The 24,052-nt window shown below is 66.5% G+C and carries 27 protein-coding genes; 11 read left to right on the top strand and 16 right to left on the bottom strand.

The window, feature by feature from the left end:
• Window positions 1-213: hypothetical protein (locus tag VSR34_RS23540; RefSeq protein WP_342963685.1), on the top strand; the 213-nt coding region annotated here is incomplete at its 5' end.
• Window positions 214-251: 38 nt separating this feature from the next.
• Here VSR34_RS23540 and VSR34_RS23535 read toward each other — a convergent pair.
• The 6 genes from VSR34_RS23535 to phnS all read right to left on the bottom strand — a co-directional run bounded on the left by VSR34_RS23535 (window position 252) and on the right by phnS (window position 5,694).
• Window positions 252-806: a phosphonate degradation HD-domain oxygenase gene (locus tag VSR34_RS23535; protein WP_342963684.1), complete on the bottom strand. Its 555-nt coding sequence runs from the start codon at window positions 804-806 to the stop codon at window positions 252-254.
• 63 nt (window positions 807-869) lie between these two features.
• Window positions 870-1,535, bottom strand: a complete 666-nt coding sequence (locus tag VSR34_RS23530; RefSeq protein WP_342963688.1) for a GntR family transcriptional regulator — start codon at window positions 1,533-1,535, stop codon at window positions 870-872.
• A gap of 103 nt (window positions 1,536-1,638) precedes the next feature.
• Entirely contained in the window at window positions 1,639-2,514 is an 876-nt protein-coding gene (gene phnV / locus VSR34_RS23525) for a 2-aminoethylphosphonate ABC transport system, membrane component PhnV (protein ID WP_342963683.1), read from the bottom strand.
• Window positions 2,504-3,418, bottom strand: coding sequence for a 2-aminoethylphosphonate ABC transporter permease subunit (locus tag VSR34_RS23520; protein WP_028230630.1), 915 nt, complete (start codon window positions 3,416-3,418; stop codon window positions 2,504-2,506). The genes phnV and VSR34_RS23520 overlap by 11 nt, the downstream gene beginning before the upstream one ends.
• Window positions 3,396-4,514, bottom strand: coding sequence for a 2-aminoethylphosphonate ABC transport system ATP-binding subunit PhnT (gene phnT / locus VSR34_RS23515; RefSeq protein ID WP_174480065.1), 1,119 nt, complete (start codon window positions 4,512-4,514; stop codon window positions 3,396-3,398). Before phnT ends, VSR34_RS23520 begins: the two co-directional genes overlap by 23 nt.
• A 94-nt stretch (window positions 4,515-4,608) precedes the next feature.
• Window positions 4,609-5,694 (bottom strand): 2-aminoethylphosphonate ABC transporter substrate-binding protein, encoded by a 1,086-nt coding sequence (gene phnS / locus VSR34_RS23510; RefSeq protein WP_028209588.1) that lies wholly within the window; start codon window positions 5,692-5,694, stop codon window positions 4,609-4,611.
• Between phnS and VSR34_RS23505 the strand changes: the two genes are divergently transcribed.
• Complete coding sequence (locus VSR34_RS23505; RefSeq protein ID WP_154671203.1) at window positions 5,693-6,121, top strand: hypothetical protein; 429 nt, start codon at window positions 5,693-5,695, stop codon at window positions 6,119-6,121. The genes phnS and VSR34_RS23505 overlap by 2 nt on opposite strands.
• Here VSR34_RS23505 and VSR34_RS23500 read toward each other — a convergent pair.
• Complete coding sequence (locus tag VSR34_RS23500; protein ID WP_028209589.1) at window positions 6,111-6,866, bottom strand: DeoR/GlpR family DNA-binding transcription regulator; 756 nt, start codon at window positions 6,864-6,866, stop codon at window positions 6,111-6,113. The two genes, VSR34_RS23505 and VSR34_RS23500, sit on opposite strands and share 11 nt — an antisense overlap.
• Window positions 6,867-7,043: 177 nt before the next feature.
• On the opposite strand from VSR34_RS23500, the gene VSR34_RS23495 reads away from it, so the two are divergent.
• Together VSR34_RS23495 and VSR34_RS23490 are read left to right on the top strand one after the other, a co-directional pair.
• Window positions 7,044-8,615 carry an AarF/UbiB family protein gene (locus VSR34_RS23495; protein ID WP_342963682.1) on the top strand — a complete coding sequence of 524 codons (1,572 nt, stop codon included), beginning with the start codon at window positions 7,044-7,046 and terminating at the stop codon, window positions 8,613-8,615.
• 227 nt (window positions 8,616-8,842) lie between these two features.
• Entirely contained in the window at window positions 8,843-9,745 is a 903-nt protein-coding gene (locus VSR34_RS23490) for a DMT family transporter (protein ID WP_028230632.1), read from the top strand.
• Between the two features lie 70 nt (window positions 9,746-9,815).
• Here the strand turns inward: VSR34_RS23490 and VSR34_RS23485 are convergent, their stop codons facing one another.
• The 3 genes from VSR34_RS23485 to VSR34_RS23475 form a co-directional block, all read right to left on the bottom strand.
• Entirely contained in the window at window positions 9,816-11,036 is a 1,221-nt protein-coding gene (locus VSR34_RS23485; protein ID WP_155836755.1) for a L,D-transpeptidase, read from the bottom strand.
• Between the two features lie 376 nt (window positions 11,037-11,412).
• Entirely contained in the window at window positions 11,413-11,685 is a 273-nt protein-coding gene (locus VSR34_RS23480; protein ID WP_028209592.1) for an RNA-binding protein, read from the bottom strand.
• Window positions 11,686-12,004: 319 nt separating this feature from the next.
• Window positions 12,005-12,514, bottom strand: coding sequence for a hypothetical protein (locus VSR34_RS23475; protein ID WP_051381389.1), 510 nt, complete (start codon window positions 12,512-12,514; stop codon window positions 12,005-12,007).
• Between the two features lie 448 nt (window positions 12,515-12,962).
• Between VSR34_RS23475 and VSR34_RS23470 the strand changes: the two genes are divergently transcribed.
• A complete protein-coding gene (locus VSR34_RS23470; RefSeq protein ID WP_028209593.1) occupies window positions 12,963-13,472 on the top strand; it encodes a DUF1993 domain-containing protein in 510 nt (169 codons plus the stop codon).
• A gap of 113 nt (window positions 13,473-13,585) precedes the next feature.
• On the opposite strand, the gene VSR34_RS23465 is transcribed toward VSR34_RS23470, so the two are convergent.
• On the bottom strand, window positions 13,586-14,212 hold the full coding sequence (locus VSR34_RS23465) for a LysE family translocator (protein ID WP_028209594.1): 627 nt from the start codon (window positions 14,210-14,212) through the stop codon (window positions 13,586-13,588).
• 136 nt (window positions 14,213-14,348) lie between these two features.
• Here VSR34_RS23465 and VSR34_RS23460 point away from each other — a divergent pair, with 136 nt between their 5' ends.
• From VSR34_RS23460 to VSR34_RS23450, 3 genes are all read left to right on the top strand, one after another.
• Complete coding sequence (locus VSR34_RS23460; protein WP_028209595.1) at window positions 14,349-14,813, top strand: Lrp/AsnC family transcriptional regulator; 465 nt, start codon at window positions 14,349-14,351, stop codon at window positions 14,811-14,813.
• A 37-nt stretch (window positions 14,814-14,850) separates the two neighbouring features.
• Window positions 14,851-15,084 carry a hypothetical protein gene (locus tag VSR34_RS23455; RefSeq protein WP_028209596.1) on the top strand — a complete coding sequence of 78 codons (234 nt, stop codon included), beginning with the start codon at window positions 14,851-14,853 and terminating at the stop codon, window positions 15,082-15,084.
• Between the two features lie 62 nt (window positions 15,085-15,146).
• A complete protein-coding gene (locus VSR34_RS23450; RefSeq protein WP_028209597.1) occupies window positions 15,147-15,551 on the top strand; it encodes an NUDIX domain-containing protein in 405 nt (134 codons plus the stop codon).
• Here the strand turns inward: VSR34_RS23450 and VSR34_RS23445 are convergent.
• Both VSR34_RS23445 and VSR34_RS23440 read right to left on the bottom strand, forming a co-directional pair.
• Entirely contained in the window at window positions 15,548-16,717 is a 1,170-nt protein-coding gene (locus VSR34_RS23445) for a pyridoxal phosphate-dependent aminotransferase (RefSeq protein ID WP_342963681.1), read from the bottom strand. The genes VSR34_RS23450 and VSR34_RS23445 overlap by 4 nt on opposite strands.
• Window positions 16,718-17,050: 333 nt before the next feature.
• Window positions 17,051-18,046: a LacI family DNA-binding transcriptional regulator gene (locus VSR34_RS23440; RefSeq protein ID WP_028209599.1), complete on the bottom strand. Its 996-nt coding sequence runs from the start codon at window positions 18,044-18,046 to the stop codon at window positions 17,051-17,053.
• A gap of 326 nt (window positions 18,047-18,372) precedes the next feature.
• Here VSR34_RS23440 and VSR34_RS23435 point away from each other — a divergent pair, with 326 nt between their 5' ends.
• Window positions 18,373-19,206, top strand: a complete 834-nt coding sequence (locus VSR34_RS23435) for an isocitrate lyase/phosphoenolpyruvate mutase family protein (RefSeq protein WP_028209600.1) — start codon at window positions 18,373-18,375, stop codon at window positions 19,204-19,206.
• A gap of 13 nt (window positions 19,207-19,219) precedes the next feature.
• Here VSR34_RS23435 and VSR34_RS23430 read toward each other — a convergent pair whose 3' ends face one another.
• Window positions 19,220-20,182, bottom strand: a complete 963-nt coding sequence (locus VSR34_RS23430; RefSeq protein ID WP_081715794.1) for a LysR family transcriptional regulator — start codon at window positions 20,180-20,182, stop codon at window positions 19,220-19,222.
• A gap of 103 nt (window positions 20,183-20,285) precedes the next feature.
• Here VSR34_RS23430 and VSR34_RS23425 point away from each other — a divergent pair, with 103 nt between their 5' ends.
• Window positions 20,286-20,981, top strand: a complete 696-nt coding sequence (locus VSR34_RS23425) for an NAD(P)-binding domain-containing protein (protein ID WP_028209601.1) — start codon at window positions 20,286-20,288, stop codon at window positions 20,979-20,981.
• A gap of 241 nt (window positions 20,982-21,222) precedes the next feature.
• Here the strand turns inward: VSR34_RS23425 and VSR34_RS23420 are convergent, their stop codons facing one another.
• Both VSR34_RS23420 and VSR34_RS23415 read right to left on the bottom strand, forming a co-directional pair.
• A complete protein-coding gene (locus VSR34_RS23420; RefSeq protein ID WP_028209602.1) occupies window positions 21,223-21,672 on the bottom strand; it encodes a hypothetical protein in 450 nt (149 codons plus the stop codon).
• Between the two features lie 169 nt (window positions 21,673-21,841).
• Window positions 21,842-23,323, bottom strand: a complete 1,482-nt coding sequence (locus VSR34_RS23415) for a methyl-accepting chemotaxis protein (RefSeq protein WP_342963680.1) — start codon at window positions 23,321-23,323, stop codon at window positions 21,842-21,844.
• Window positions 23,324-23,692: 369 nt separating this feature from the next.
• Between VSR34_RS23415 and VSR34_RS23410 the strand changes: the two genes are divergently transcribed.
• The gene (locus VSR34_RS23410) at window positions 23,693-24,016 is read left to right on the top strand and encodes a metalloregulator ArsR/SmtB family transcription factor (RefSeq protein WP_028209603.1); all 324 of its coding nucleotides are present in this window, start codon (window positions 23,693-23,695) and stop codon (window positions 24,014-24,016) included.
• Window positions 24,017-24,052: the final 36 nt, after the last annotated feature.

Here is a 24,052-nt window from a genome sequence, read left to right as displayed (position 1 = left end):
TCAGCAGCAGAGAAACGAGATTATGAAGACTGCCGGGCGATCTGTCAACAGGTTTTTTTACTTCGCTTAACCTGCCGCGCAACCTCGAACCACCCGCAGACCCAGACGCCACAAGGCTTTCGCCCGGACTTCCCGTCTCCCCGCGCCTTCATCGAAAGCGCGAAAGACCGGAATTCTAGTCACGCCCGCGACATCTTGCAAGCGGTTTTTTGACGCCCAGCAAATTCGCAAAACGCGGAAAAGGAATCGCCTCAGGCGTGGCGCTGCATCACGCGTTCGACAAGCTGCAGATAATGTTCGAGATCCGGCGTCGGCTTGCCCGCCACCTTCGCGAGATCGTCCCAGCGGCGCAGGCGCACCGCTTCTTCTGCATAAGGGAGCGCCGCGAAATCGCGCGCCTGATCCGCGCTAAAGATACCTCCTTGCAATTCGAGACTTCGCACTGAGTCGGCGGATAGGCAGCCGAAATACGCTTCGTCCACCGCGCAGAGATAGCGCTTGGCGTCGACGTGCAGGCGGATCGGTTCGAGCACGCTATCGGGCAGCACGGGGCGCAGAAACGGCAGCGCATAGTACTGGTGCAGATCGTCGATGCCGCGCTCTGTCGGCGTTTCGCCCTGCCGGTTGAGCAGGTGACCCAGATCGTGCAGGAACGCCGCGGCGATCAGCTCTTCGCTCGCACCGTCTTCTTCCGCCAGCGCGCCGCTTTGCAGCGCATGCTCCAGTTGCGTGACCGGCTCGCCGCTGTAGGCCAACGCGCCGTACTTCTCGAACAGCTCACGAATATCCGCGAGGCTCAGTGCCATCTTCTACCCCTCATTATGTGGACAGGGCGGCAGCGAGCCCGCCGCCCATCGTTCCTGATGCCCTCAATCGCCGCACGACTCGCGCATGCGTTTGGCCGCTTCATCGGCATCGCGCGAAGCGAGCGCGTTCAGCAGCGCACGGTATCCCGTATAGGAAGCATCCATCGCGCCATGCGCGGGCGCAGCCCGACGCGGCGAAAGCCGCAGCTCGCTTACCGTCCGCTCGTAGGTCTCGCGCAGCCTGGCATTGCCCGCCGCCGCGAGGAGCGTCCAGCGAAACGCATCGCGCGCCTGCAGAAATGCCTGGGCGTTCTCTCCGACCACAGCGTCGCGCATCGCGTTGAGATGCTCACGCAACGCCGCGACCTGTGCCGCATCGATGCGCCCCGCCAGCATCCGGCACGCCGCTTCACGCAGCGCCGCACACACCTCGCCCAGCTCCTGCGCCTCCGCCCCACCGACGCGGCGCACGAACACGCCCCGATGCTTTTCGTTGCGCACGAGGCCCGCCTGCTCCAGCGCACGAAAAGCTTCTCGAACGGGGCCGCGCGACACCGCGAGGCGAGCCGCCCAGTCGGCCTCGTTGAGCTTGTCGCCGGGCGCCAGCAGGCCCGCCGCGATGCGCCGCTCGATCTCATCGCGAACCAGCGCAGTCAGCGAATGCTGACGCACCATCTCGAGCGGCGTCGTGTCGGACGACGGCGCGGGAGTTGCCGGCACGGCACCCATCGCGCCGCTACCCGCGCGCGCTTCGGTCGCTGGCTCTTGCACGTTCTGCCCTGCCCGCCTGTTGCGCGCCTGCGGCGCATCGGACCGCATGGCCACCATCCGTTCAATCCGCACGCCGGCGCGGCACGCGCGCCGCGATCAGCAAAAGCGCCGCGAGTGAAACGAGCAGCAGGATCAGCGAGAGCGCCGAAGCCGGCAGGTAGTAACCGCGCTCGACCGCGCCCACGACGACGATCGGCACAGTCGCGAACCCCGGCGGATACACCGTTAGCGTCGCACCGAGTTCGCCGAGCGACAGCGCGAAGCCTAGTGCGAGACTCGCGCGGATGGCGGGCACGAGCTGCGGCAGCACCACGCGGCGCAGCACCATCGAAGGCGGCGCACCGAGACTCGCGGCCGCTTCGCGCAGCACGGTCAGCTCGGGACGCAACGCGGCGGCCGCGCATCGATAGCAAAACGGCAGCACCAGCGCGAGCTGCACGAACACGACGATCGCCGCAGAGCTCGACAGATCCACCGGCGCCTTGTGATAGGCGATCAGCACCGCGAGGCCGAGCACCACGCTCGGCACGCCGTTGGGCACCATCGCGAGCGTATCGACGATGGCGCCGAGGCCGCGCCGGTCGCGCCCTTCGAGTGCGAGGGCGAGCCAAAGGCCGAGCGCCGTGCCGAGCACCGCCACGCCGAATCCCACTTCGAGACTCGTTGCGAGCGCATCGAAATCGCTCGAGCCGAGGCGCTCGAACCAGCGCATGCTGAATCCGTCAGGCAGGATCGTGCCCGACCAATGCGACGCGACGCTCGACAATGCGACGACGCCCACTGGCAAGACGAAGAGCCAGAAGCACAACAGTGCTGCGAAGCCGAGCAGTGCCGCGCTGGCAATGCGAGCGACGAGGCTGCGCTCCACGGGCCGCGCGCGATGATGCTTCGGCGGCAGCGCGATGCGATCCGAATCCGCTGCGGGATTAGTTGACATTGCGCGCGCCTCCATAGCTGCGGCGATTCACGCGCCGATAGAGCGCATACAAGGAAAGCGACATCGCAAGCATGACGACGGCGCCTGCGGCGGCCGTCGGCAGATCGAGATCGACCGTCGCCGAACTGTAGATCGCCACCGGCAGGGTAACGAGGTGCGCGCTCCCAAGCACGAGCAAAATGCCGAACTCGTTGAAGGTAAGCAGGAAACAGAGGATCGTGCCCGCGGCGATACCGGGCCATGCCAGCGGCAGGATCACACGCAGGGCGACCATCCGCCCGTTCGCGCCGAGACTGCGCGCGGCTTCGATCAGGCGCATATCGAGCAGCGCGAACGCGGCGAGCGTCGGGCGCACGACGAACGGCGCGTAGAACACCACTTCGGCGAGCACCACTCCGCCTATGCCGAACAGGAAGTTGAGCGGCGGCGCCTGCAAGTGAAAGAGCCTTTGCAGCGCGATGCTCACCGAACCCTGTGAACCGTAAAGAAAGATGAGCGTGAACGCGACGAGAAACGACGGGAACGCCACGAACAGCTCGAGAAAGCGCGTGACGAGACGCGCACCCGGAAACGGCTTGAAAAACAAGAGCGCAGCCAGCGCGACGCCGAGCACCGAAGCGAGGCCCGCACTCAAGAACAGGATCCACAGCGTCGTGGCGATCACACCGCGCGAATCGGGGTTGCCGAAGAAGGCCCCGTAAGCGTGGAAGCTCAGGCCATGCGCGCCCGAAAGGCTCAACAGCACGAGTCGCACGAGCGGATAGATGACGAGCGGCCCGAGCGCGAACACGAGCAGAAACGCGATATGCCACTGCGCTCGCCGCTCGCGCCGGCGCACGGCGGCCGAGTGCGCTTCAGCGCCTGACAGCGGGAGTGCGGAATCAGGGGTTGATAAGGACGACATCGTCAGCCTCGTAGCGCAGGGACACACGCATGCCTTTCGCCGGCGTCATGCCGTGGCCGCGCTGCATGGTGACGAGCACCGGTTCGTTCGGCATCGCATCGAGCAGCACGGGCACCGAGAGCACCGAGCCATACCACTCGACCGATTCGATCGTGCCGTGCAGCGCGCCTTCGCCGAGCGGCACGATGCGCAGGCTTTCGGGGCGCAGGCACGCGAGCTTGTCACGCACGTCGTGGCGCGCGTCGCCCACGGCAAACGCGACGCCCGGCGGCAGCAGGTTCGCCGCGCCGAGGTAGCGAGCCACGTAGGCGTCGTTGGGCGTGTCGTAGAGCTCCTGCGGCGTGCCGAGCTGCGCGATGCGGCCATCGCGCATCAGCAGCGTGCGGTCGGAGAGCACGAGCGCGTCGTCCTGATCGTGCGTCACGCACACGATCGTCAGATCGGGCAGCCGCTCGTGCAGCGCCTTGAGTTCCGAGCGCACTGACGCGCGCAGATTGGCGTCGAGCGCCGAGAGCGGCTCGTCGAGCAGCAGCACGTCCGGCTCGATCACGAGCGCGCGAGCGAGCGCCACGCGCTGCTGCATGCCGCCTGAGAGCTGCGCGGGCATGACGTGGCCCGCGTCGCCGAGTTGCACGAGCTTGAGGGCGTCGGCCACGCGCCGCGCGATGTCGCGCGACGGCACGCGGCGCGCCTTGAGCCCGAACGCGACGTTCTCGAATACCGAGAGATGCGGAAAGAGCGCGTAGCTCTGAAACAGCAGACCCAGGTTGCGCTGATGCGGCGGCACATGGGTCAGATCGCGGCCCGCCACGGTGAGCGAGCCCGCGAGTCCATCGGCTTCGATGAAGCCCGCAATGAATCTCAGCAGCGTGGTCTTGCCGCAACCACTGCGGCCCAGCACGGTCAGTAGTTCGCCGCGGCGGATCGTGAGCGACAGATCGTCGAGCACGGTGCGCGCGCCGAAACGCACGCTCAGGTGCTCGATCTGCACGCCCGCCGCATCGCGCGCATCCGTGGCGTCGGTCAGTCCGGACACATCCGGCAGCGCGCGGGCCATGTCGGCCGACGCGAGGCTTGCGGTATTCACCGGGTTCATCTCCTCAGGCGACACTCTGGTAATGCTCGGGTATTGCCAAATGGCGCGCCGCGGCCGCTCTCGCGGGCCGCGGCGGGCGCCCGTTGCATGCCGCTTATTGCTTCGGCTTCACGACTTCCGTCTCTTTGCCCGACGAGCCGATCACTTCGTTCTTCCAGCGCGTCGTCCAGTCGGCCTTCTTCGTCATCACGTGGTTCCAGTCCACCGGAATCAGCTTCACGCCGGCGATCGCCTGCTTGACCGCTTCGCCGTTCTTGCCCGAGAGCGCCACGTCCGTACGGGCCGGAATACCGAAGATATCCGGCACCTTCGATTGCACGTCCGTCGACATCAGGTAGTCGATCAGCTTCTTGCCTTTGGCCTGGTTCGGGCCGTTCTTGATCAAGCCGATCGCATACGGCAGCTGGAACGTCGTGGGATGGCCACCCGGCTCGGCCGCGAGGAAGATCGGCTTGAGCGACAGGCCGCCGTTGGCTGCGTCGTCGAGATCCATCTGCAGGTCGCCGTTGGCCACCGAAATTTCGTTACGCGAGAGCAGCACGTCGAGGTAGCCCGTGCCCTTCGTGTGGAACTTCGCGCTCTGCTCGAGCTTCTTGAGGTAGTCGAACGCCTTGTCTTCGCCCATCAGCGAGGTCGTGAGGATGATCACGGCCATGCCGTCGCCGGCCGTTGCCGGGTTCGAGTAAGCGACCTTGCCCGTGTAGTCCGGGTGCAGCAGGTCAGCAAACGTCTTCGGCTCGGTCTTGACGACTTCGGGGTTGATCGCGAACGAGAAATAGTTGTTCACGAACGTGGCCCACGAGCCGTCCGTCGCCTTCGCGATGGCCGGCACGTTCTTGTAGTTCACGCTCTGGTACGGCTGCAGCAGGCCGTTTTGCTGCGCCTGCTGGATGAACGGCGGCAGCGTGACGATCACGTCGGCCTTCGGCGAATCCTTCTCGACGTTGGCGCGGTTCACCACTTCGCCGCTGCCCGCCGTCACGATATTGACCTTCACGCCTTCCTTCTTCTCGAAGGCCGGGAGCACATCCTTGTAGAGATTCTCGAGGCCGTCGGCCGTGTACAGCACGACTGCGTCTGCGGCGTGCGCGCTCATTGCTGCGCCCAGCAGCGCGGCGGCAGCCGCCATCGGCAGCAGCTTGCGTGCAAAACCCGCGCGATGGAATTTCGTGTGGTTCATGTCACTCTCCGAAGGCAAAAACCCGTTGCACGGGGTTACCCGATGCGTTGTGATTGGATGGATCGAACGATTCGAACTTCGGGCGGACTGCGCCGCCTGCCATTGCCCGCTGGGAATCGCAATCGCGCCGCGGATTGCAGATTGTCTACAATCCGGCGCTTCTCGCCTGAACCGGCCGCTGCGGCGGGGCACCGTGCTGCCGCCCGCTTCGCTCTACCGGCCCGTCCGGACGGGCCCCGCAAGAATCACAGGTTTTGATGACACCGGCATGACGATTTTGGCGTTTGTCAAGAAATTCCACAATTCGCCAATATTCGACAAGCCACATAACGGCACGAATTCCGTTCGCGGCACGCCGGCGGAAGGCTTGCAAACGGTTTGCGGAAAGCGCGGCGTACGCGGCCGCGCAGCGAGGTTCAGGCGATGACGAGTTCGGGGCCGCGGGCCGCGATGGCGCGAGCGATGTTTTTCTCGGGCGCAAGCTCGGTGATGACGTAGCGCGCGTGCTCGAAGCCGTTGATGCGCACGGGCGTCACGCGCCCGAACTTCGAATGGTCGGCGACGACGATTGCGCAGGCCGTGGCCGCGAGCATGCGGCTGCGCACCTCGGCGACCATGCGTGAGTAGTCGGTGAGCCAGCCGTCGGCGGTGATGCCGCCCGCGCCGACGAACGCGAAGTCGGCGTGGTATTGGGCGAGCTGCTGCACCGTATCGAGGCCGAAGGTCGCCTCCTCGTGGTCGGACAGTTCGCCGCCCAGCAGCGTCACGCGGTTCCCGTTGCGGCGGCCGAGCAAAAGCGCGATGCGCCAGTCATTGGTGTAGACCGTGAGCCGGTGGCGGTCGGTGAGCGCACGTGCTAGCGCATGCGTGGTACTGCCTGAATCGATGATGAGGGAGGCGCCATCGGGAACGAACTCTGCGGCGCGCTCGCCAATCGCGCGCTTGGCGCTCGCGTTGGCGGCCTCGCGCACATCGAGATCGGGCTCGCGGCGGTCGCTCGAAAGCGCGCCGCCGTGTGTCGTGACGAGCAGCCCGCGCTCGGCCAGCGTATTGAGGTCGCGCCGGATCGTCTCGCGCGAGACGCGCAGCTCGCGCACGAGATCCGCCACCGAGAGCGCGCCGGTCCGGTTCACTTGCGAGAGGATGTATTGGTGACGTTGTTCTGCAAGCATCTTGGTGGGTGCGGAGGGTGCGTGGGAAACGCGGGCAATGACATGAATCCGGAAAAGCCGCCGTATTGTATTACGCAGTCGCAGCACGAGCCTGTCCTGCCATCGTGCGCTCATCCCTGCTAATCTCGTGCGGATCGGGCGCTCACGCGGCGCTCGCTTCGCCGACACTCGAAACTCATGCGTTCACGACTTCGTCAACTGCGTCTGCTGTTTTGTGCACTGCGTTATGGCTTCCGGTTGATCTGGCTCGCCGCGCCCGAGCATCACAAGCTGCACTGGTTCGTCACGCTCGCCTCGCGCGTGCACGGCGACCCGCGCCTCGCCTCGCGCCTTCACGGTGCTCTGCCGCGCCTCGCGCCGCTGGCCGCGGCGTTCGCACAAACGCTCGCCACGCGCCCCGAGCTCGCAGGCGCGACGTTGCATGACGCCATCGACGCAATCGAGCAATACGAAGAACCTCTCGCCGGAGAAGCACTCGACGCCATCTTGCGGGCGGCGCTCGGAAAGCCGCCCGAATCGGTGTTCATGTGGATCGCGCCCACGCCGGCCAGCAACGGCTGGTGCGAGCAGACACACATCGCGCGGCTCGCGCTGCCGCTGAACGGCCACCAGACGATCACGCTGCGCGTGCTGCGCCCGAAGCAAGTCCAGGAAGTCGACGACGACGCAGTGCTTCTGTGCGCCGTGGCCCGCTGGGTGGAGCGTTTTTCGCGCGCCGCGCGCAAGCTCCAGCTGCACGCGCTCGCGCAGGCGCTGCGCGAAGACTTGCAACGCCGCTTCGATCTGCGCGCCCAGGCCGCGAACCTCAGCCAGAGCGGCCATCAGCTCGGCGACGACCCGCGCATCGTCGTCCCCGACGTAATCTGGGACCTCTGCACCGCGCAGATGATCGCCGTGCAACATATCGACACCGTGCGCGCAACCGATATCGCCGGGCTCGTCGAGCACCGCATCAACCCCACGCGAGTGGCGGCGCATCTGATCGAAGTGATCACGCGCCAGGCATTCGAGCATGGCTTCTTTCATAGCGCGCTCGATGCCCGGCGCGTAGCCGTGAGCGTCGAGCCTGAAACGCAGGGGCGCCTCGTCCTTGCGAGCGCAGCGCTGATGACGAGCCTTTCCTCGCCCGAGCGCGAATTCTTCGTGCACGGCGCGACAGCGTTGTTCGAGCAGGACTATGGGCGGCTCGCGACACTGCATCACATGGCGGGCCACGTGCCCACGCACACGCGCACCGAACAAGTCGAGGCCGAGTTGCGCACGCGCAGCGAGGCGCATTTTTCGGCTCACAACGACGAGCGCAGCGCCGGGGCGCTGTTCCATCATCTGCTGCATTCGGTGCAGCCTTTCGGGGGCGAAGTCTCGCCGCGCCTCGTGGCAGCGCAGCGGACGTTCAGCGAGGCGGAAGCGCTGGCGCGCTCGATTCATCCGGGCGTCGATGCGTGGGGCATTGCGCGGCACACGCTCGCCGATATCGCGCGGCGAGACCTTGGCCACCACGGATGGATCCGGCGGCTTTCGCAGGAGCTGCCGCACCTCGCGCAAATCGCGCCACGCGTGCCGCAGATGCTGTTTCGCTACTTCGAGCATCACGCGAAGCTCGGGCAGGCTCCTGCGGCAGGGCACGCCTCGCAGGGCGCCGTGCTCGATGCCTGGCGACGCGAGCATCGGCGCACGCGCGCGCTGCTGCTCGCTTGTGCGGTATGCGGCGGACTAATCGGCGTAACAGTGGTGCTATTTGGCGGCTAAGCCGCTGCGTGCGAGCTCGGCCAAATACTCTGCTTGCATTCGCGGATGCGGCGCGGATTTGGCTGTTAGTTGCATCTTGACCACTGTTCGCGCAACGACCTTTGCAGCCGCGCCACGCGAGTCCGCAAGTGCAGTCCCGAACAAGACCGCATGGCATGCGGCACGCGATACTCCGAGCCTTTCGCGTATCGCGCGCGCAGCGTCAACGCGCGCCCTCTTCGACTCCGATGCTCGCCACGTTCGCCCCATCCCTGTTCGTCGCCCTTTGGTCAACCGGTTTCGTCGTCGCGCGCGCGATAGCGCCGTACGCCGCCCCCAACCTGTTCCTGCTCGCCCGTTTCGGCGGCACGGCCGCGCTTTTCGCGGTCGTCGCCGTGGGCATGCGCGCACCGTGGCCGCGCGGCCGCGACATCGGCAAGCACCTCTTCGCCGGGGCGCTGCTTCAGGGCGTGTACCTGGGCGCGGGCTACTGGGCAGTCGCGCAAGGACTGAGCGCGGGCGTCATGGCGCTGCTCGGCGCGCTCCAGCCTTTGCTGACGGCCGCGATCGCGGCACGCTTGTTCGGCGACCGCCTGGCGCCGCGGCGCTGGACGGGCATGGCGCTCGGACTCGCCGGCGTCGTGCTGGTGCTGAGCCCGAAACTGTACGCCGCCATACACGCCGCGAGCGGCGCGCTCGCGGACACCGCAGCCGGGCAAGGTCACGCGCACCCGCTGCTGGTGGTGATCGTCGCGGTGGCGGCGGTCGGCTCGATCACAGCAGGCACGCTCTATCAGAAGACCTCGCTCGCCCAGGCGGATATCCGCAGCGCGAGCGCCGTGCAGAACGCCGGCGCGGCGATCGTCGCCGCTGCACTTGCGCTCGGGCTCGGCGAGACGCGCTGGGTCGCGTCGCCGACCTTGTGGTTCTCGCTGGCGTGGGGAATCGTCATGCTTTCGGGCGCGGGCGTGACCCTGCTAGTGTGGATGGTGCGCCACGGCGACGCCGCGCGCGCCACGGCGCTCTTCTTTCTCGCGCCGCCGCTCGCGGCGCTCGAGAGCTGGCTGCTGTTCGGCGAAACGCTCACGCCCACGCAGATGGCGGGCTTCGGCGTCGCGCTCGCGGGCGTGCTGATCGCGCGGCGCGCGTAGCCGCAGCGCATCCATCGCTGCGCTGCTCAGGCGCGGCTCCAGGCGGCCGCGCCCGGCGGCGCACATCGACTCAATCCGCGGTGTCGGCGCCGGCCGGCACCTTCGCGCGCGCCTTGCCCCCAGGCACGGGCGACCACGCGGGGCGCGTCTTGCGCTCCGAATCGATCACGACGATGAAGCGCCCCGCCCACGGCGTGATTTCGCGATCGGAGTGGAGCACCCACAGCGACTTGCCCTCGTCGACCAGCGCCTGATATTCGGCGTCGATGATGCCGTAGTGGTCGATGAACGCATTGAGCGTCGCCGGAATCCGCACGCACCCCTTCGAATGGCGGATGCCGAGCAGCGGCTCGAGGCGGTCGGGGTCGGTGGCGTGCATCTGGAAGCGCATCTGCGAATAGCCGCCTTTGCCCCAGCCGCGCTCGCCGTCCACCCAGCCGAGGTCGTAGATGCGCATGTCGCGCCGGCCGTAGCCGCGTATGTTGTTCTGGTTCATGGTCCCTTCCGCGCGGAAGTCCATGTTCTGCGGGGAGTGCTCGAACACGCCCAAGGGCGTGAGGAAATGGTCGAACTCGCCGGGGCGCCCCGTCGCGACCGGCGACGCGCCGATCATCAGCCACGGATCGTCCGGCAACGCGCGGAAGTAGATGAAGAGCGCCTGCACGTTCGCGCTGCGATCGACGAGGATGACGAACTCACCCGCCAGCGCCCCAAGGCCCTTCTCGTCGAGCGCGTCCTGCAATCGCGCGCCGTATGCCCGCTGGACGGCTAGCGGCACGCGCAGGCGCCTGTCGACGACGCGCGCGAAGCGCTTGCGCATGTCGAGCGCTTCGCGCGTTTGCTCGGCGGCCTGCTCGGGCGTAAGCACGGGGTGGACAGGGAGCGTGAGCGCAGGCGGCTCAGAAGCGGCCAGCGCAGCGGACGCGGACGAAGCCGCCGCGGCTCCCCAAGCCCCTGCCCCAACGGAAGCGGACACCGGCGCGGAAGCCGGCCCGGCCGCCGATGCACCTGACGCAGCAGACGTTGTGGAGATGCCCGAAGCTACCGACGCCGCATGCGCCGGCGCGCCACGCACCGCACCCGAGGTGGCATGCGCTGCCGAAGCGCCTGCGGCCGCAGGAGCGGCACTCGCGCCCCACGAGACGCAAGACCAGGCGCAGAGCACGGCCACCGCTGCGCCGCGCACCGTAGCGCCCCCGCGCGGCGTTTCATGAGGGGCGCGCTTCGGGGCGTCGCCCCGCACGCCGCCGTGGACGCGAACGCCCACGCGCCGCGAAAAAATGTCGTTCATCGTAAGTCCGGCTGATTTTGTGTCTTGTCTAGAGTCGGATAGGTCGGGCGCCGTCATGTGCGGCGTCGCCTGCGGCGCGACGACTACCCGCCATTAGACCAGACAACTCCGGCTAAGCACCGGTATGCAAGCGCGGCGCTGCTCAAAAAGCGCCGGGCGCCGATTGGAAGATCGCGGCGTGCCAGCCCACGGGAAGAAGACGCCAATGGAATCGGCAATGACCTGAGTCGGACGAATGTCGGGAAGGCAAGCCAGTGAGCGACTGGCATGGAAGACGATTTTGAGGTCTACGACGCGACGCGCCGCAAGCGGGTGCTGCGATAAGCACCGCACGACACCTTCGACGATGGGTGCGTTGAACCGGAACGCGAACGGCTCAGGTGCGCCGGGGCGGCTGTGCCTCGCCTTCGAACGGCGTTGCGCTCACCCTCAGCGCGACGCCGGCCAGGCGGCGGGTCTGAAGCTCGCGCGCCACGGCGTCGGCCACGTAGGGCACTTCGGAATCGAGTTCGAGGTCCGCGTGGGCGTTCGGCGTGCCGACGTCATAGACGGTGACGCCCTTCGCGTAATGGCCAAGCTCGCGCTCGAAAAAGCTGCGCACGTCCTGCTCGCTGCAGGTTTCGGGAACGTTCCAGACAGTCACATGCATCACGGCCCATCTCGCGAGATATTCGGATTCGACGTGCGACGTTCAGCGGAAGCGGCGGGGTTGCGACGCTCGCACGCGAATGGGCCGCAGGCTCGTGCGAGCGCGAGAACGGGCCAATGCGGCCTGACCGAGCAGGGCGGCGACGCCAAGCATCAAAAGGCTGGACATAAGCATTGTTGTGGCTCCCTCTTGTTGATGAATGTCAGCATAGTCGCATTTGCTAACCGGTGCGCTGCGGCATATTGTCTGCGAGCTGGGCACGCCAACGCGAACTGCAACCAGCGTGCCCGAAGACGAAAGGTGCCAGCCAAACGGCGCGTCATGGCCCCTCGTCGCGGCTCGCCGAGGTCGTCTCATCGGCTGCTCCGCCGCAGTCCATGCGAGTGAGGCGGTCGTACTCGCGGACCCAGTTGCCGGTGATCGCGGCCTGCGCCTGCGCCAGTGTCATTCGCCCCGCGCACACGCAGCGCTTCAGACGCACCGTAAGCAGCGACCTGCGGCGCGCGCCGGCGTGGCCGCCCCACGGCAGGAGGTCGAAGTTGGCCGTGGCGTCCGGCGAGCCGCCGAGGACGATCGGCACGCGGCGGTCGAGTGCGTAGCCCACGCCATCGTCGGCGTCGATGCCGCGCGCCGCGAGCATGCGCGCCTTCTGAGCCATCGTCTGGTCGAACGGCGGCGCGACGGTATCGGCGTAGCCCTGGCGGCAAATGGTTTCCGCCACCGACTCCTGCGTGACACGCGCGTCGAGAAGCCCCGGATCTTGCGCGAATACGATCTGCGCCGCGCCACCTGTTGCGAGCGCCACCAGCGCAAGGCGCAGCACTCGCATGCGCCAACCCGGCGCGCTGGCGCGACCAGCAATACCTTCTGCCATGCGTCGCGCGATGGGGCGTCTTGCTGCCATTTCTGCGTTCATGGTTGAGCGCATCGTGCGGCACGATGCGAAATGGAGGGTTGATGCCGGGTTATTAGACCACAATCAAATTGTGTCGTGGCGATTGCGCACATGGGCTTGCCAGCGCCATCTTGCGCCCGCCCGAACGAGCACGCACATCTCAGCCGGAGCCTCTCCGCTCCGCTTGTAACCGCACGGTTTCACGAGGAAATTTTGATCTGCATTCCCAGGCAATTTACCCGTGCGGCAAAACGGGCGACCGTCGCGCGCGCGACGTGCGATTCGGCCGATGGCAGCGCACCACGCGATGGCGCATAATGAGCCGCCCGATCAGCTCCGACGCGGAGCGCATCGCGCGCATTCGAAGAAACGAGGAAACCCCATGTCCATTTCCATGTATCAAGCATCGGTGCCCGTGCTGGTGCGCGGCCTCACCAACCTGCAAAACATCATTGGCAAGGCTCAGGCGCACGCGGCCGAAAAGCAGATCGACCCGTCCGTGCTGACGACCGCCCGGCTCTTCCCCGACATGCTGCCGCTCATGCGCCAGATCCACATCGCAACGGACACCGCAAAGGGCTGCGCCGCACGGCTCGCCGGCGTCGAGGCCCCGAAGTTCGACGATGTCGAAGTCACGTTCGACGAGCTGCACGCCCGCATCCAGAAGACCATCGACTATCTGAACGCGTTCAAGCCCGAGCAGATCGATGGCTCGGAAGCGCGCAGCATCACGCTCAAGATGCGCAGCGGCCCCATCGAGTTCACGGGTCAAAGCTATCTACTGGGCTTCGTGCTGCCCAACTTCTTTTTCCACGTCACGACGGCTTACGACATCCTGCGCCACAACGGCGTGGAGCTGGGCAAGCTCGACTATCTGGGCGCCCCTCGCTGAGCCTGTGCTTTCCGTCCGCTAAGGCGTGCGGCCTGCGCTCGCCGCGCGAGCATCAAACAAGTCGCGGCGCCTTGCGCGCCGCCACTTTCCTGGGGACCTCCCTCACACCGGCGTCAATCGAGCGACAGCCTCAGCGCGAAGCCGATCAACGCCGACGAGAACGCCCACTTCTGCAGCGTCTGCGCGAGCGGATGACGGCGCAGCCACACCGCAATGCGCGCGGCGCCCAGAACGTAAATCACGTCGAAGATCGCACAAACGGCAACCAGCATCACGCCCAGCACGGAAACTTGCAGCCAGACCGAGCCCGCTTCGGGCCGGATGAACTGCGGCAGCAGCACCGAGCAGAACAGCAGCGCCTTCGGGTTCAGCAGGTTCGTGAGCAGCCCCTTGGCGAAATCGGCCCGGCGCGGCCGCGCCACGGCCACGCCCGCCTGCTCGGGCATCGCGAACGCGGGTGCGCGGAAGATTTGCACGGCGATCCACGTGAGATACGCCGCGCCCACATAGCGCACGGCTTCGTACAGCCAGGGGGCATTGCGCAGCAAAGCGGCAAGCCCGCAGGCGGAAAGCGTCACGTGGGTCGCGCGGGCAAGGCCGAGCCCGCAGGCCGCCGCGAAGCCGCTGCGCGTTCCGCGGCTCATGCTGGTCTGCATCACGAGCGCCATGTCGGCGCCGGGCAGCGCGCACACAATGATCAGGGCGATGATGAACATCAACAGCAAGTGGGCGGAAATCATGTTGGCCTCGTGTGAAAGAGGCTCTATCTTGCCGCTCCGCGCGGAGCGATTGGTGGCGTTTTTATCGATCTTTTCGCCCGGGATTGGCGGAATGCGCTAGGATTCTGGAATTCATGAAGGAACTCCTCTCACCGCCATGACCGACCTCGATAAACTCGACCGGGCGATTCTCGGCGCGCTGCAAACCGACGGGCGCATGCCGAACGCAAGGCTCGCCGAAACGGTGGGCCTGACCGAAACCCCCTGCGCGCGGCGTCTCAAGCGTCTCGAACAGGAGGGCTATATCGAGCGCTACCGCGCCGTGCTCTCGCGCCGCGCGCTCGGCTATGGCGTGGTGGGTTTCGTCTCGGTGCGCTTCGCCGTGCATGACCGCGCGCTCGCCGACCGCTTCGAGCGCGAGGTTCTCGCTATCGAGCGCATCCTTTCCTGCCACAACGTGTCCGGCACGGCGGACTATATTTTGCAGGTGGTGGCCCGCGATCTCGACGACTACGGCACCTTCATGCGCGACCAGTTACGCAGTTTGCCCGGCGTCACGTCGGTCGAATCGGCGCTTTCCCTGCGTGAAGTGAAGGCCGAGCGCGGACTGCCCTTGCCTTGAGCGCAGTCACCACACACACGTACCAATGGAGCTTTCGATGACCCCAGAACAGGCACGAGCCGAAGAGGCCGCCGCAATGGAGCGCGTGCTGAGCGCGACCCAACGCGTCAAATCGGCGTTCACCTCCCTGCAGTCGCAGTTTCCTCCGGAAGGCGACGGCCGTCCGTCGCAGTTCGCGCTGCAGACCTTCGACGCCGCGCTCCAGGAACTCGAAGACGCCCAGGCCGCCTTCGATGAAATGCTCAACGATCTGCTCGACGGCGAGCGCTGATTCCGATTTTGGCCGCCTCGCCGGCAGACACGATTCGGATTCCAGATCAATATCGACGAGATATGGCAGACAAGCAAAGCGCTGCGCTCACCGTGCTCGGCGTGGGCATCGTCGTGCGTCATGGCGATGCGTGGCTGCTCGGGCTGCGCAAGAGCGCGTGGGGACGCGGCACGTGGGCCTTCCCGGGGGGCAAGGTAGAACCCGGCGAAGATCCGCTCGCCGCTGCCGCGCGCGAACTGCGCGAGGAAACCGGCCTCGAACTGATCGATGCGCAACCGGCCGGCTGGATCAGCGGCTGGCTCGAAAGCGGCCGCGTGCGCCATGTGACGCTGTTCGTCGAGGCCACCGCATCGGGCACGCCGGTTGTCGCCGAGCCCGACAAGTGCGAGCGCTGGGCGTGGTTCACGCGTGGCGCGTTGCCCGCCGACTTGTTCGAGCCCACGCGCCTCTACTTCGAGAACGACTAGCGCTCTTTGACGAACGCCGCGATCCGCTCGCACGCTTCGACCAGCCGCGGTTCCTCCACGACGAATCCAAGCCGCACGTAACCGTTGGCGGTTTCGCCGAACGCGCTCGCATCGAGCACGGAAACCTTTTGCGCCTCGAAAAGCTGCCAGGTGAACGCATGGGTGTCGAGCCCCGTGCCGCGAATGTCGATCATCATGAACATCCCGGCCTCCGGCAGCAGACACTTCAGCCCCGGCACGGCAGCCAGCCGCTCATAGACGATGTCGCGCCTGCGCCGGTAAATATCGCGCATCCGCGCCACGATCTGCGCGCGCTCTTCGAGCGCCGCGAGCGCCGCCTCCTGAATGAAGCCCGGCAAGCCGTAGAGCATGCAGAGCGCGAGCCGCGCCAGATGCGCGATCATCGTTTCCGGCGCGATCACCCAGCCGAGCCGCCAGCCCGGCATGGCATGCGACTTCGAGAGGCTGCCGAGCGTGACCGTGCGCTCCGCCATGCCGTCGAGCGCGGCGATGCTCACATGGTCGCACTCGAACGTGAGATCGGCGTAGACCTCGTCGGAGAGCACCCACAGGTCATGCCGCTTTGCCAGTTGCGCGACGCGTTCCAGGTGCGCGCGCGACATCACGGCGCCGGTCGGATTGCACGGCGTCGCGAAGAAAATTGCTCGCGTGCGCGGCGTGACGGCCGCGTCGAGCGCATCGCAATCGAGATGAAAACCGCTCTCGGGATCGACGGGCACCGGCACGAGCGTGGCGCCGGACGCCCGGATCGCGGCCTCGTAGGTCAGGTACATCGGCTCGGGCACGAGCACTTCATCGCCAGCTTCCAGCAAGCATAGCGCCGACGCGAACAGGCCGTTCTGCGCCCCCGCGCAAAGAATCACGTGCTGCGCGCCGACCGCGCGGCCGCTCGAGAGCGCATGCTCGCGTGCAATCGCCTCGCGCAGCGGCTCGCGGCCCATGATGGCCGTGTAATGCGTATCGCCTTCGCGCAGCGCGGCCACGGCGCGCTCGACGATGGGCGCTGGCGTGCCGAAGTCGGGATCCCCAACGCTCAGCACGATCACGTCTTCGCCGCGCGCCGCGGCCTGCACCGCTGCGTGATGAATCTCCCACGCCGTCGTGCGGCGGCCCTGCAAACGCTCGACCAGATTCGAATACTTCATCTCTCGCGACTCTCCCGAACACGCGGCGCGTCTCTGCACCACGGCATTCAAACCGTACCTGCTGCTCCGTGTGCGCAACGATACCAAGGAACGATGCCGCAGAGGAATGTCGATGCGCAGCGTGTCCAGCCCGAAGAAGCAACGGCGGCAATCGCATGCTTCGCGGCGTTCGTCGGCGTGACCGCGCTCGGCATGCGCGTGGCCGTACGCGTGAGTCTGCCGACGCGCGCCGGGAAAACCGGCTCGCGATCGCGGTGGTCGAGATGGCGCAACCCATCGGCAAGGCGTTCTAACGAGGCTCCCCGAACGCGGCGGCGCGCTTCGCCCACGTGCTCAAGCGCTTTCGCGCGGCACGACGGTGTAGTGAATGCGCGTTTTCGCGGGATGCTGAGGGCTCGCGCCGTCCGCGGCCGCGAGTGCGGCGAGGATGGCCTCGCCCGTGCGCTGGCCGATGCCATAGGCATCGACGGAGACCGTGGTGATCGCCGGATAGCAGCACGCCGCGATCTCGAAGTTGCCGAAACCCGCAACCGCGATATCGCGCGGCACGCTCAGTCCGCGCCGCTGGCACTCCATGATCGCGCCGAACGCCGACATGTCGCTCACGCACATGACGGCCTGGGTGTCGGGCCAGCGCTCGAGCAGCGCGGCCATGGCCGGACCGCCGTGGCTCATCGTGACCGGCGAATCGCCGAGTTGCACCACGCGGTGCCTTTCGAGTCCCAGCGCCTTCATTTCCATCTGGTAGCCCTTGAGGCGATCCAGGCCGCGCCGGTCCAACTCGCCCGCGCCGCCAAGAAAGCCGATGCGCCGATGGCCCTTGTCCGCGAGATAGCGCACGATCTCGCGCGCGGCGCTCACGTTGGAAAAGCCCACGGCCATGTCGATCGGCTCCGCGGGCATATCCCACATCTCGACGACGGGCACGCCCGAGCGCTGCAACAACGTGCGCGTGGCCTCCGTGTGCTGTGCACCGGTCAGGGCGATGCAACGCGGCTGGTGGCGCAGCATCTGGCGCACGAGACGCTCTTCGCGATCGAGAAAATAGTCCGTGTCGCCGATCAGCAGTTCGAGCCCTTGCGGTTCGAGCACGGCAGTGAGCCCGCTCACGGTGTCCGAGAAGTTCGAGCTGGAGAGCGAGGGCACGAGGACCGCCACGAATGACGAGCGCCCCGAGGAAAGCGCCCCGGCCGCGGCGTCGGCCACGTAGCCCAGTTCGTCGATGGCGCGCTGCACGCGCTCGCGCGTGGCCTCGGAGGCGCTGCGCCCCGCCATGACCCGGGACACCGTCATCTTCGAAACGCCCGCGAGACGAGCGACATCGGACATACGGGGCGGCGTGGCTTTCGGGGCGCTGGTTTTGGACATCGCGGCTGAACGGCAAAATAAAAAGAACGCATATGATAACGGCTGCGCCCTTCTTTCTCCGTTTCCACAGCGCCACATTTCCCGTCGTCGTAGGCGCTCATTTAATTCGCGATCCTTATTTTCCGCAAAGCCGCCGTGAGAACGGAAACCGTTCGATCCGGGATTCCACGATTTCAGTCACAATCTGGCGCAAGCGGACATCAGGCACCAGCCAAAGCCCGCACGACGCCGCTCGCATTCCGGCGGAGACACTCCGCCGCCCCCAATCAGCAACGAGGAGACGCTCCATGTCAGGACCCGCCCGCACCATTGCCGAGAAACGCGCCGACTTCCGCGCGTTGCATGCCGCCGGTTGCTTCGTGCTGCCAAACCCGTGGGACGTGGGCAGCGCGCGCTATCTCCAGGGCCTCGGCTTCAAGGCGCTCGCGACCACCAGTTCGGGATTCGCATGGTCGCGCGGCCATGCCGACAACGGCTTGCCGCGCGAGGCGATCCTCGCGCACCTGCGCGTGATCGTCGAGGCCACCGACCTGCCCGTGAACGCCGATTTCGAAAGCGGCTTCGGCGCCGATCCGGCCGCCGTTGGCGAGAGCGTAGGCCTCGCCGTCGACACCGGCGTGGCCGGCCTTTCCGTCGAAGACTCGACCGGCGACGACGCCGCGCCGCTATTGCCCGTCGAAGTGGCCGTCGAGCGCATGCGCGCGGCGCGGCGCGCAATCGACGAGCGCGGCGGCGACACCTTGCTCGTCGGCCGCGCGGAAAACTTCGTGGCGGGCGTGCCCGACCTCGACGACGCCATCGCGCGTTTGCAGGCCTACGCCCAGGCGGGCGCGGATTGCCTCTACGCGCCCGGCATCCAGACCCGCGAGCAGATCGCGGCCGTGGTCGCGGCAGTCGCGCCGAAGCCGGTGAATGTGCTGATCGGCGCGAACTCGGCTTTCACGCTGGACGATCTGGCCGCGCTGGGCGTGCGCCGTGTCAGCGTAGGCGGCGCGCTCGCGCGCACCGCGTGGGGCGGCTTCATGCATGCCGCGCAACGGCTGGCCGAAGGGCATTTCGACGGCTTCGAGGGTGCCGCATCCGGCGCGACACTCAACGCCTTTTTCCGCAGCCAAATGTGAGGTCGCCTCGACGCTAGCGCGCTGCCTGCCGCTTGCGCGCGGAACGACGAACGGGAGTCGACGCCGGCGCCGGGACACCCGGGCCAGCCACGCCAAAGCGCGCCAGCGCCCACGCCACGAAGGCCCGCTGTTTGGGCGCCTGCGAGCGGCGATCGGCGTAGAGAAGATGCATGGGCCGCACCGGCGCGGCATAGGCCCCGAGCAGCGGCACCAGCCGCCCCGCCGCGACCGACTGCGCAAGGTTCGGCTCGCCCGCCAGCACGATTCCCGCCCCCGCCTCCGCCGCCGCAATCAGCGCGCGGCTGTCATTGGCACGGAGCTGGCTGCGCGGCTCGACTTCGATCGACGTGTCGCCGTCCTTGAAAATCCATGTTTGCGGCGCCGGGAAGCTGTCGAACGCATAGGCGAGGCACACGTGCTTTTCCAGTTCGCGCGGATGCGCCGGTGTGCCGAACGTCGCGAGGTACCCAGGCGCCGCGCACAGCACGAGCCGGTATGGCGCGAGCGGCCGCGCGACCAGTTGCGAGTCGGGCAGCGTACCGATGCGAAAGGCGACATCGAAGCCGTCCTGCAGGAGATCGGCCTGCCGGTCACTGAGCACGAGATCGACGTTCACGTCCGGGCAATCGGCGAGAAAGGTCTTGATTTCATGCGCGAGCCGATAGGTGCCGAACGCGACCGGCGCTGTCACGCGCAAGGTGCCTTGCGGGTGGGCGGTCTGCGCGAGCGCGACGGCTTCGGCGGCGGCCGCTTCTTCGAGCACGCGCCGGCAGGCTTCGAAATAGGCGCGGCCCGCTTCCGTCAGCGCATGCCTGCGCGTGGAGCGCTGGAGCAGACGCACGCCAAGCGCCTTTTCCAGCGCATCGACGTGCTTGCCCGCCATCTGCGGCGTCATGGCGAGCATGCGTGCCGCCGCGCTGAACGAACCGGATTCCGCCGTCTTGACGAACACGGCCATGCTGGTCAATTTGTCCACGATTCCAAACCCGCCGTTTCAAGTGTTGCACCCGACCGACCGATTATCGCATGGGAGTTTCGTCGCTAAGCTCGGGTTTCCATTGTGAAAAACGGGAATTCCCATGAACGAACATCGCGAACTCCATTTTCGTGTCGGCATGCTTGGCGCGGGCGAGATCGGCTCCGCCTTGGGCAGGTTGCTCGCGCAGGCGGGCCATGACGTCATGCTCTCGTCGCGTCACCCAGAAGCGCGCGCGCAAGAGGCAGCGGCGCTGGGCTGCCGGATCGGCACGCTGGAAGAAGCCGCTGCGTTCGGCGAGGTCGTGATCGCCGCGCTGCCGCTGCTCGCGCTCGGCGAGATACCGGCACGCCCGCTCGCGGGCAAAGTCGTCATCGATACCATGAACTACTATCCGCCGCGTGATGGCGCGATTGCAGCCTTCGATGACCACCGCATGACCACGAGCGAATACGTCGCGCAGCACCTGAAGGGCGCGCGCGTGGTGAAGGCATTCAACGCGATCCTGGCGTACGACCTGCCGCGCGAGGAGCGGCCGCCGATCGAGGCCGGCCGCCGCGCGCTACCGGTCGCAGGAGATGATGACGTAGCGAAGGCGCTCGTGGCCGCGCTGCATGCGCAGCTCGATTTCGACGTGCTCGACGCAGGCTCGCTCGCCGAGAGCTGGCGTTTCGAGCGCGCGAAACCGGCCTATTGCATTCCGTTGAGTCACACACAACTGGGCGCGGCACTCGCCGCCGCCGAACGCGACAAGGAATTGCCACATGGGTCGTGGCGCCGCAAGCCGCGGCCGGATTGACGCAGCGGGAGCACCACGGCGCGCGAGGTGTGAGCCGCGTGCAGGTCGTTGTCACTCGCGGGAACCTGGAAAATCGCCTGGCATAACGAAACAAATTCGCCATGATCCGGCGCCTAACCGGAACCCATCGCGTTTAGAAGGCGAACGAAGCGCAACGGCGAGCGCCGCCGGACACGGCGGCGCGAAGACGATGCCGGGCAAGGCGGAGCGGCCTATGGCCGATCCGTCCTGGCAGGCGTCTTTAGTCGTAGTCGTGGTGCTTGTGGTGACGCTTGCCGTGATAGCCGTGCGAATAGTCGTGCGAATAGTCGTCGGCGTACGAGTTCGAGCGCGAGATGTTGCCGCCGAGCGCCGAGCCTGCGCCGCCGCCCACGGCCGCGCCGATCAGGCCGCCGGTGCGGCCGCCCATGGCGTTGCCCGCCGCCGTGCCCGCGCCGCCGCCGAGCGCGCCGCCGATGATGGCGCCCGTGCGCTCGCGGCGATTCGACGTGACCGCGCCACCCGCGCCGCCGCCCACTGCGCCGCCGATCACCGCGCCGGTGCTGCCGCCCACGGCGCCACCCACGGCCGCGCCCGCGACGCCGCCGAGCGCGCCACCCAGTGCGTTGTTCATATCGCCGGCCAGCGCCGGCAGCGAGGCCGCAGCGGTCAACGCAGCAACGGCAACCATCTGGATGATTTTCTTCGACATAGTTGTTCTCTTACGTTTTTGAGACGGACCTGAGTATAGCGGCCCAGCGAAAGCGCTTTGTAACGCCATAGGCCGAACGCCGTAAGAGGTGTAACAAATCGCTCAGCGAGCCCAGCGAAGATGCGGACGAGGCAATCGCACGATTTACAGGGTCGCGACGCCAAGCCGCTCAATCGAGCCTGAACACCTTCACCGCACTGGCGAGCAGTTCCGTTTGGCGATGCTGCTGCGCGACCTGCTCGACGGTATCGGCGACATGAGCGGCGTTTTCGCGTATTGCCGCGTCGATGCCGGCTATGTTGTCGCCCATCTGGTCGATGCCAGCGCGCTGCGCGCTCGTGGCCGTCGCCATCTCGTGCACGATGGATGACAAGCGCGTGACGCTCTCCAGCACCTCGCCCACCGTGTTGCCGGCGCTTTCTACGAGACCATTGCCCGAGCGCGCGCGCTCGACCGATTCGCCGATCAGCACCCGGATTTCCTTCGCCGCGGCGGCGCTGCGCTGGGCCAGCGTGCGCACTTCCGAAGCCACCACCGCAAATCCCCGCCCCTGATCGCCCGCGCGCGCGGCCTCGACCGAAGCGTTGAGCGCGAGAATGTTGGTCTGGAAAGCGATGCCGTCGATCACGCCGATGATGTCGGTGATGCGCTCGCAGGAGCGGTAGATGTCACCCATCGTGTCGATCACGGCCTTGATCGCGCTGCGCCCCTGCGTGGCGACCTCGCTCGCCGAGCCGGCCAGCGCGCTGGCGGCCGAGGCGTGATCGGCGTTTTCGTGCACGCTCTGCTTGAGCTGCTCCATCGCCGCGACCATGCCTTCGAGCGAGCGGCGCTGCTGCTCGGTGCGATCCGAGAGAACCACGTTGCGCGCGCTGGTTCCTGCTACGGACTCCGAAACTTCGACTACGCTGTCACGCACCTGCAGCAGCGTCTTGCGCACGGCCGCCAGCGTGGCATGGAACGCGCCGGCGACGTCACTGACGGGCCGGCTCGATTGTTCGCCGAGCGTGATGTAGCCGGACTCCTGCCCGATTCCCTCCGACATGGCGGCGAGTTCGCCCGCGATGTTGGCGTCGCGCTCCTGACGAGCGGAAATTGCCGCAATAAAAAAAGTCTGGAGCCAGAGAAACGCCCAGTGCTGGACCACGATGTCGAAGCCGGTCTGCGAAAAGACCCTGACCGGCCAGCCCCACGCCTGGAAATAGTTGAACGCGAATTGTTGAACGGAGATGAAGCCGCTGGCCACCAGCACGACCCGTACGTCGCGATAGGCCAGCAGCAATGAGAGCAGGATGAACACCACGAAGTGAAACTCGTCCTGGCCGCCTCCGATGTCGATCAAAAGCGCCGCGCCGCCCATGAAGGTCAGCGCGGACGCCATCCTGGTGAGCGCGAGGCCCGGCACGGCGAGCGCGAGCGTCGTGGAGACGAGTGCGAGCGGCAGCCCGACCACGAACACTGGCATGAGCGCATCGACGTGCCAGCCAATGCCGAACGAAGCCGCCAGAAGGATCCAGTTGACCAGCGCGCAAGCCCGATCGGCTCGTTTGCGTGCGTTCGTCAGCGGGCTGTCAATGACGGCTCCGCGGCGCGCGGCACTGGCTGAGGCGTTCGCCCCGCCAAACGGGGCTTGTGCGAGACTGCTTGTCATGAAAATTCCATCTCCTGATTGACAATGCAACTTATAACGCCGAGGCAGAACTTGGGCTGTTGCGAACCTTCTCAGTTATCGACGCACATTCATTCGTCTTAATAAGGGAAATCCATCTCTACTTTCTACTTGACTTATCAACCATATTATCGAGTCGTGGATGCGCCGCGTCGTCGCTAATGGCGCAATCCCCCTTTCCCGGTGCGATCCGGGGCCGCCGCAAGGCTGTGCGGGATGCCTTTCGCCGGGCCTTTAAGCCTTCGACGTTGCCTTGCCTTTCAAAAGAGGAACAACCCTCTTGAAATGAGTGCCATCGCCCATATCGTATAATTCCGATATATACTTCGGACAGTTGCGATTCAGCTGAAAATGAAGAAGCCCTCAACCACCCCGCCCCTGGACGTCGATGCGATCTGCAAGGCGCTCGCCAACCCCGTGCGCCGGGAGATCCTCGCCCGCCTGCGAGAGCCACAAGCGCACTTCGGCGACCAGGAGATTTCGTACGAGCATGGCGTGTGCGCCGGAAAGATCGACGCGCATTGCGAGCTTTCACAATCCACGGTTTCCGCGCATCTGGCCGTTCTGCAGAAGGCCGGGCTCATCACGTCCAGGCGTGTGGGGCAGTGGGTGTTCTTCAAGCGCAACGAGCCGGTCATCGAGGCGTTCATCGCCCACATGAACGCGCAGTTGTGAGCCCATTTCGGCTGTTTCGTTCCCCTAACCGTTTCA

The organism is Paraburkholderia sp. JHI2823 (assembly GCF_038900695.1).
GTDB classification, from domain to species: domain Bacteria; phylum Pseudomonadota; class Gammaproteobacteria; order Burkholderiales; family Burkholderiaceae; genus Paraburkholderia; species Paraburkholderia mimosarum.
This window is presented reverse-complemented; position numbering and strand designations above follow the sequence as displayed.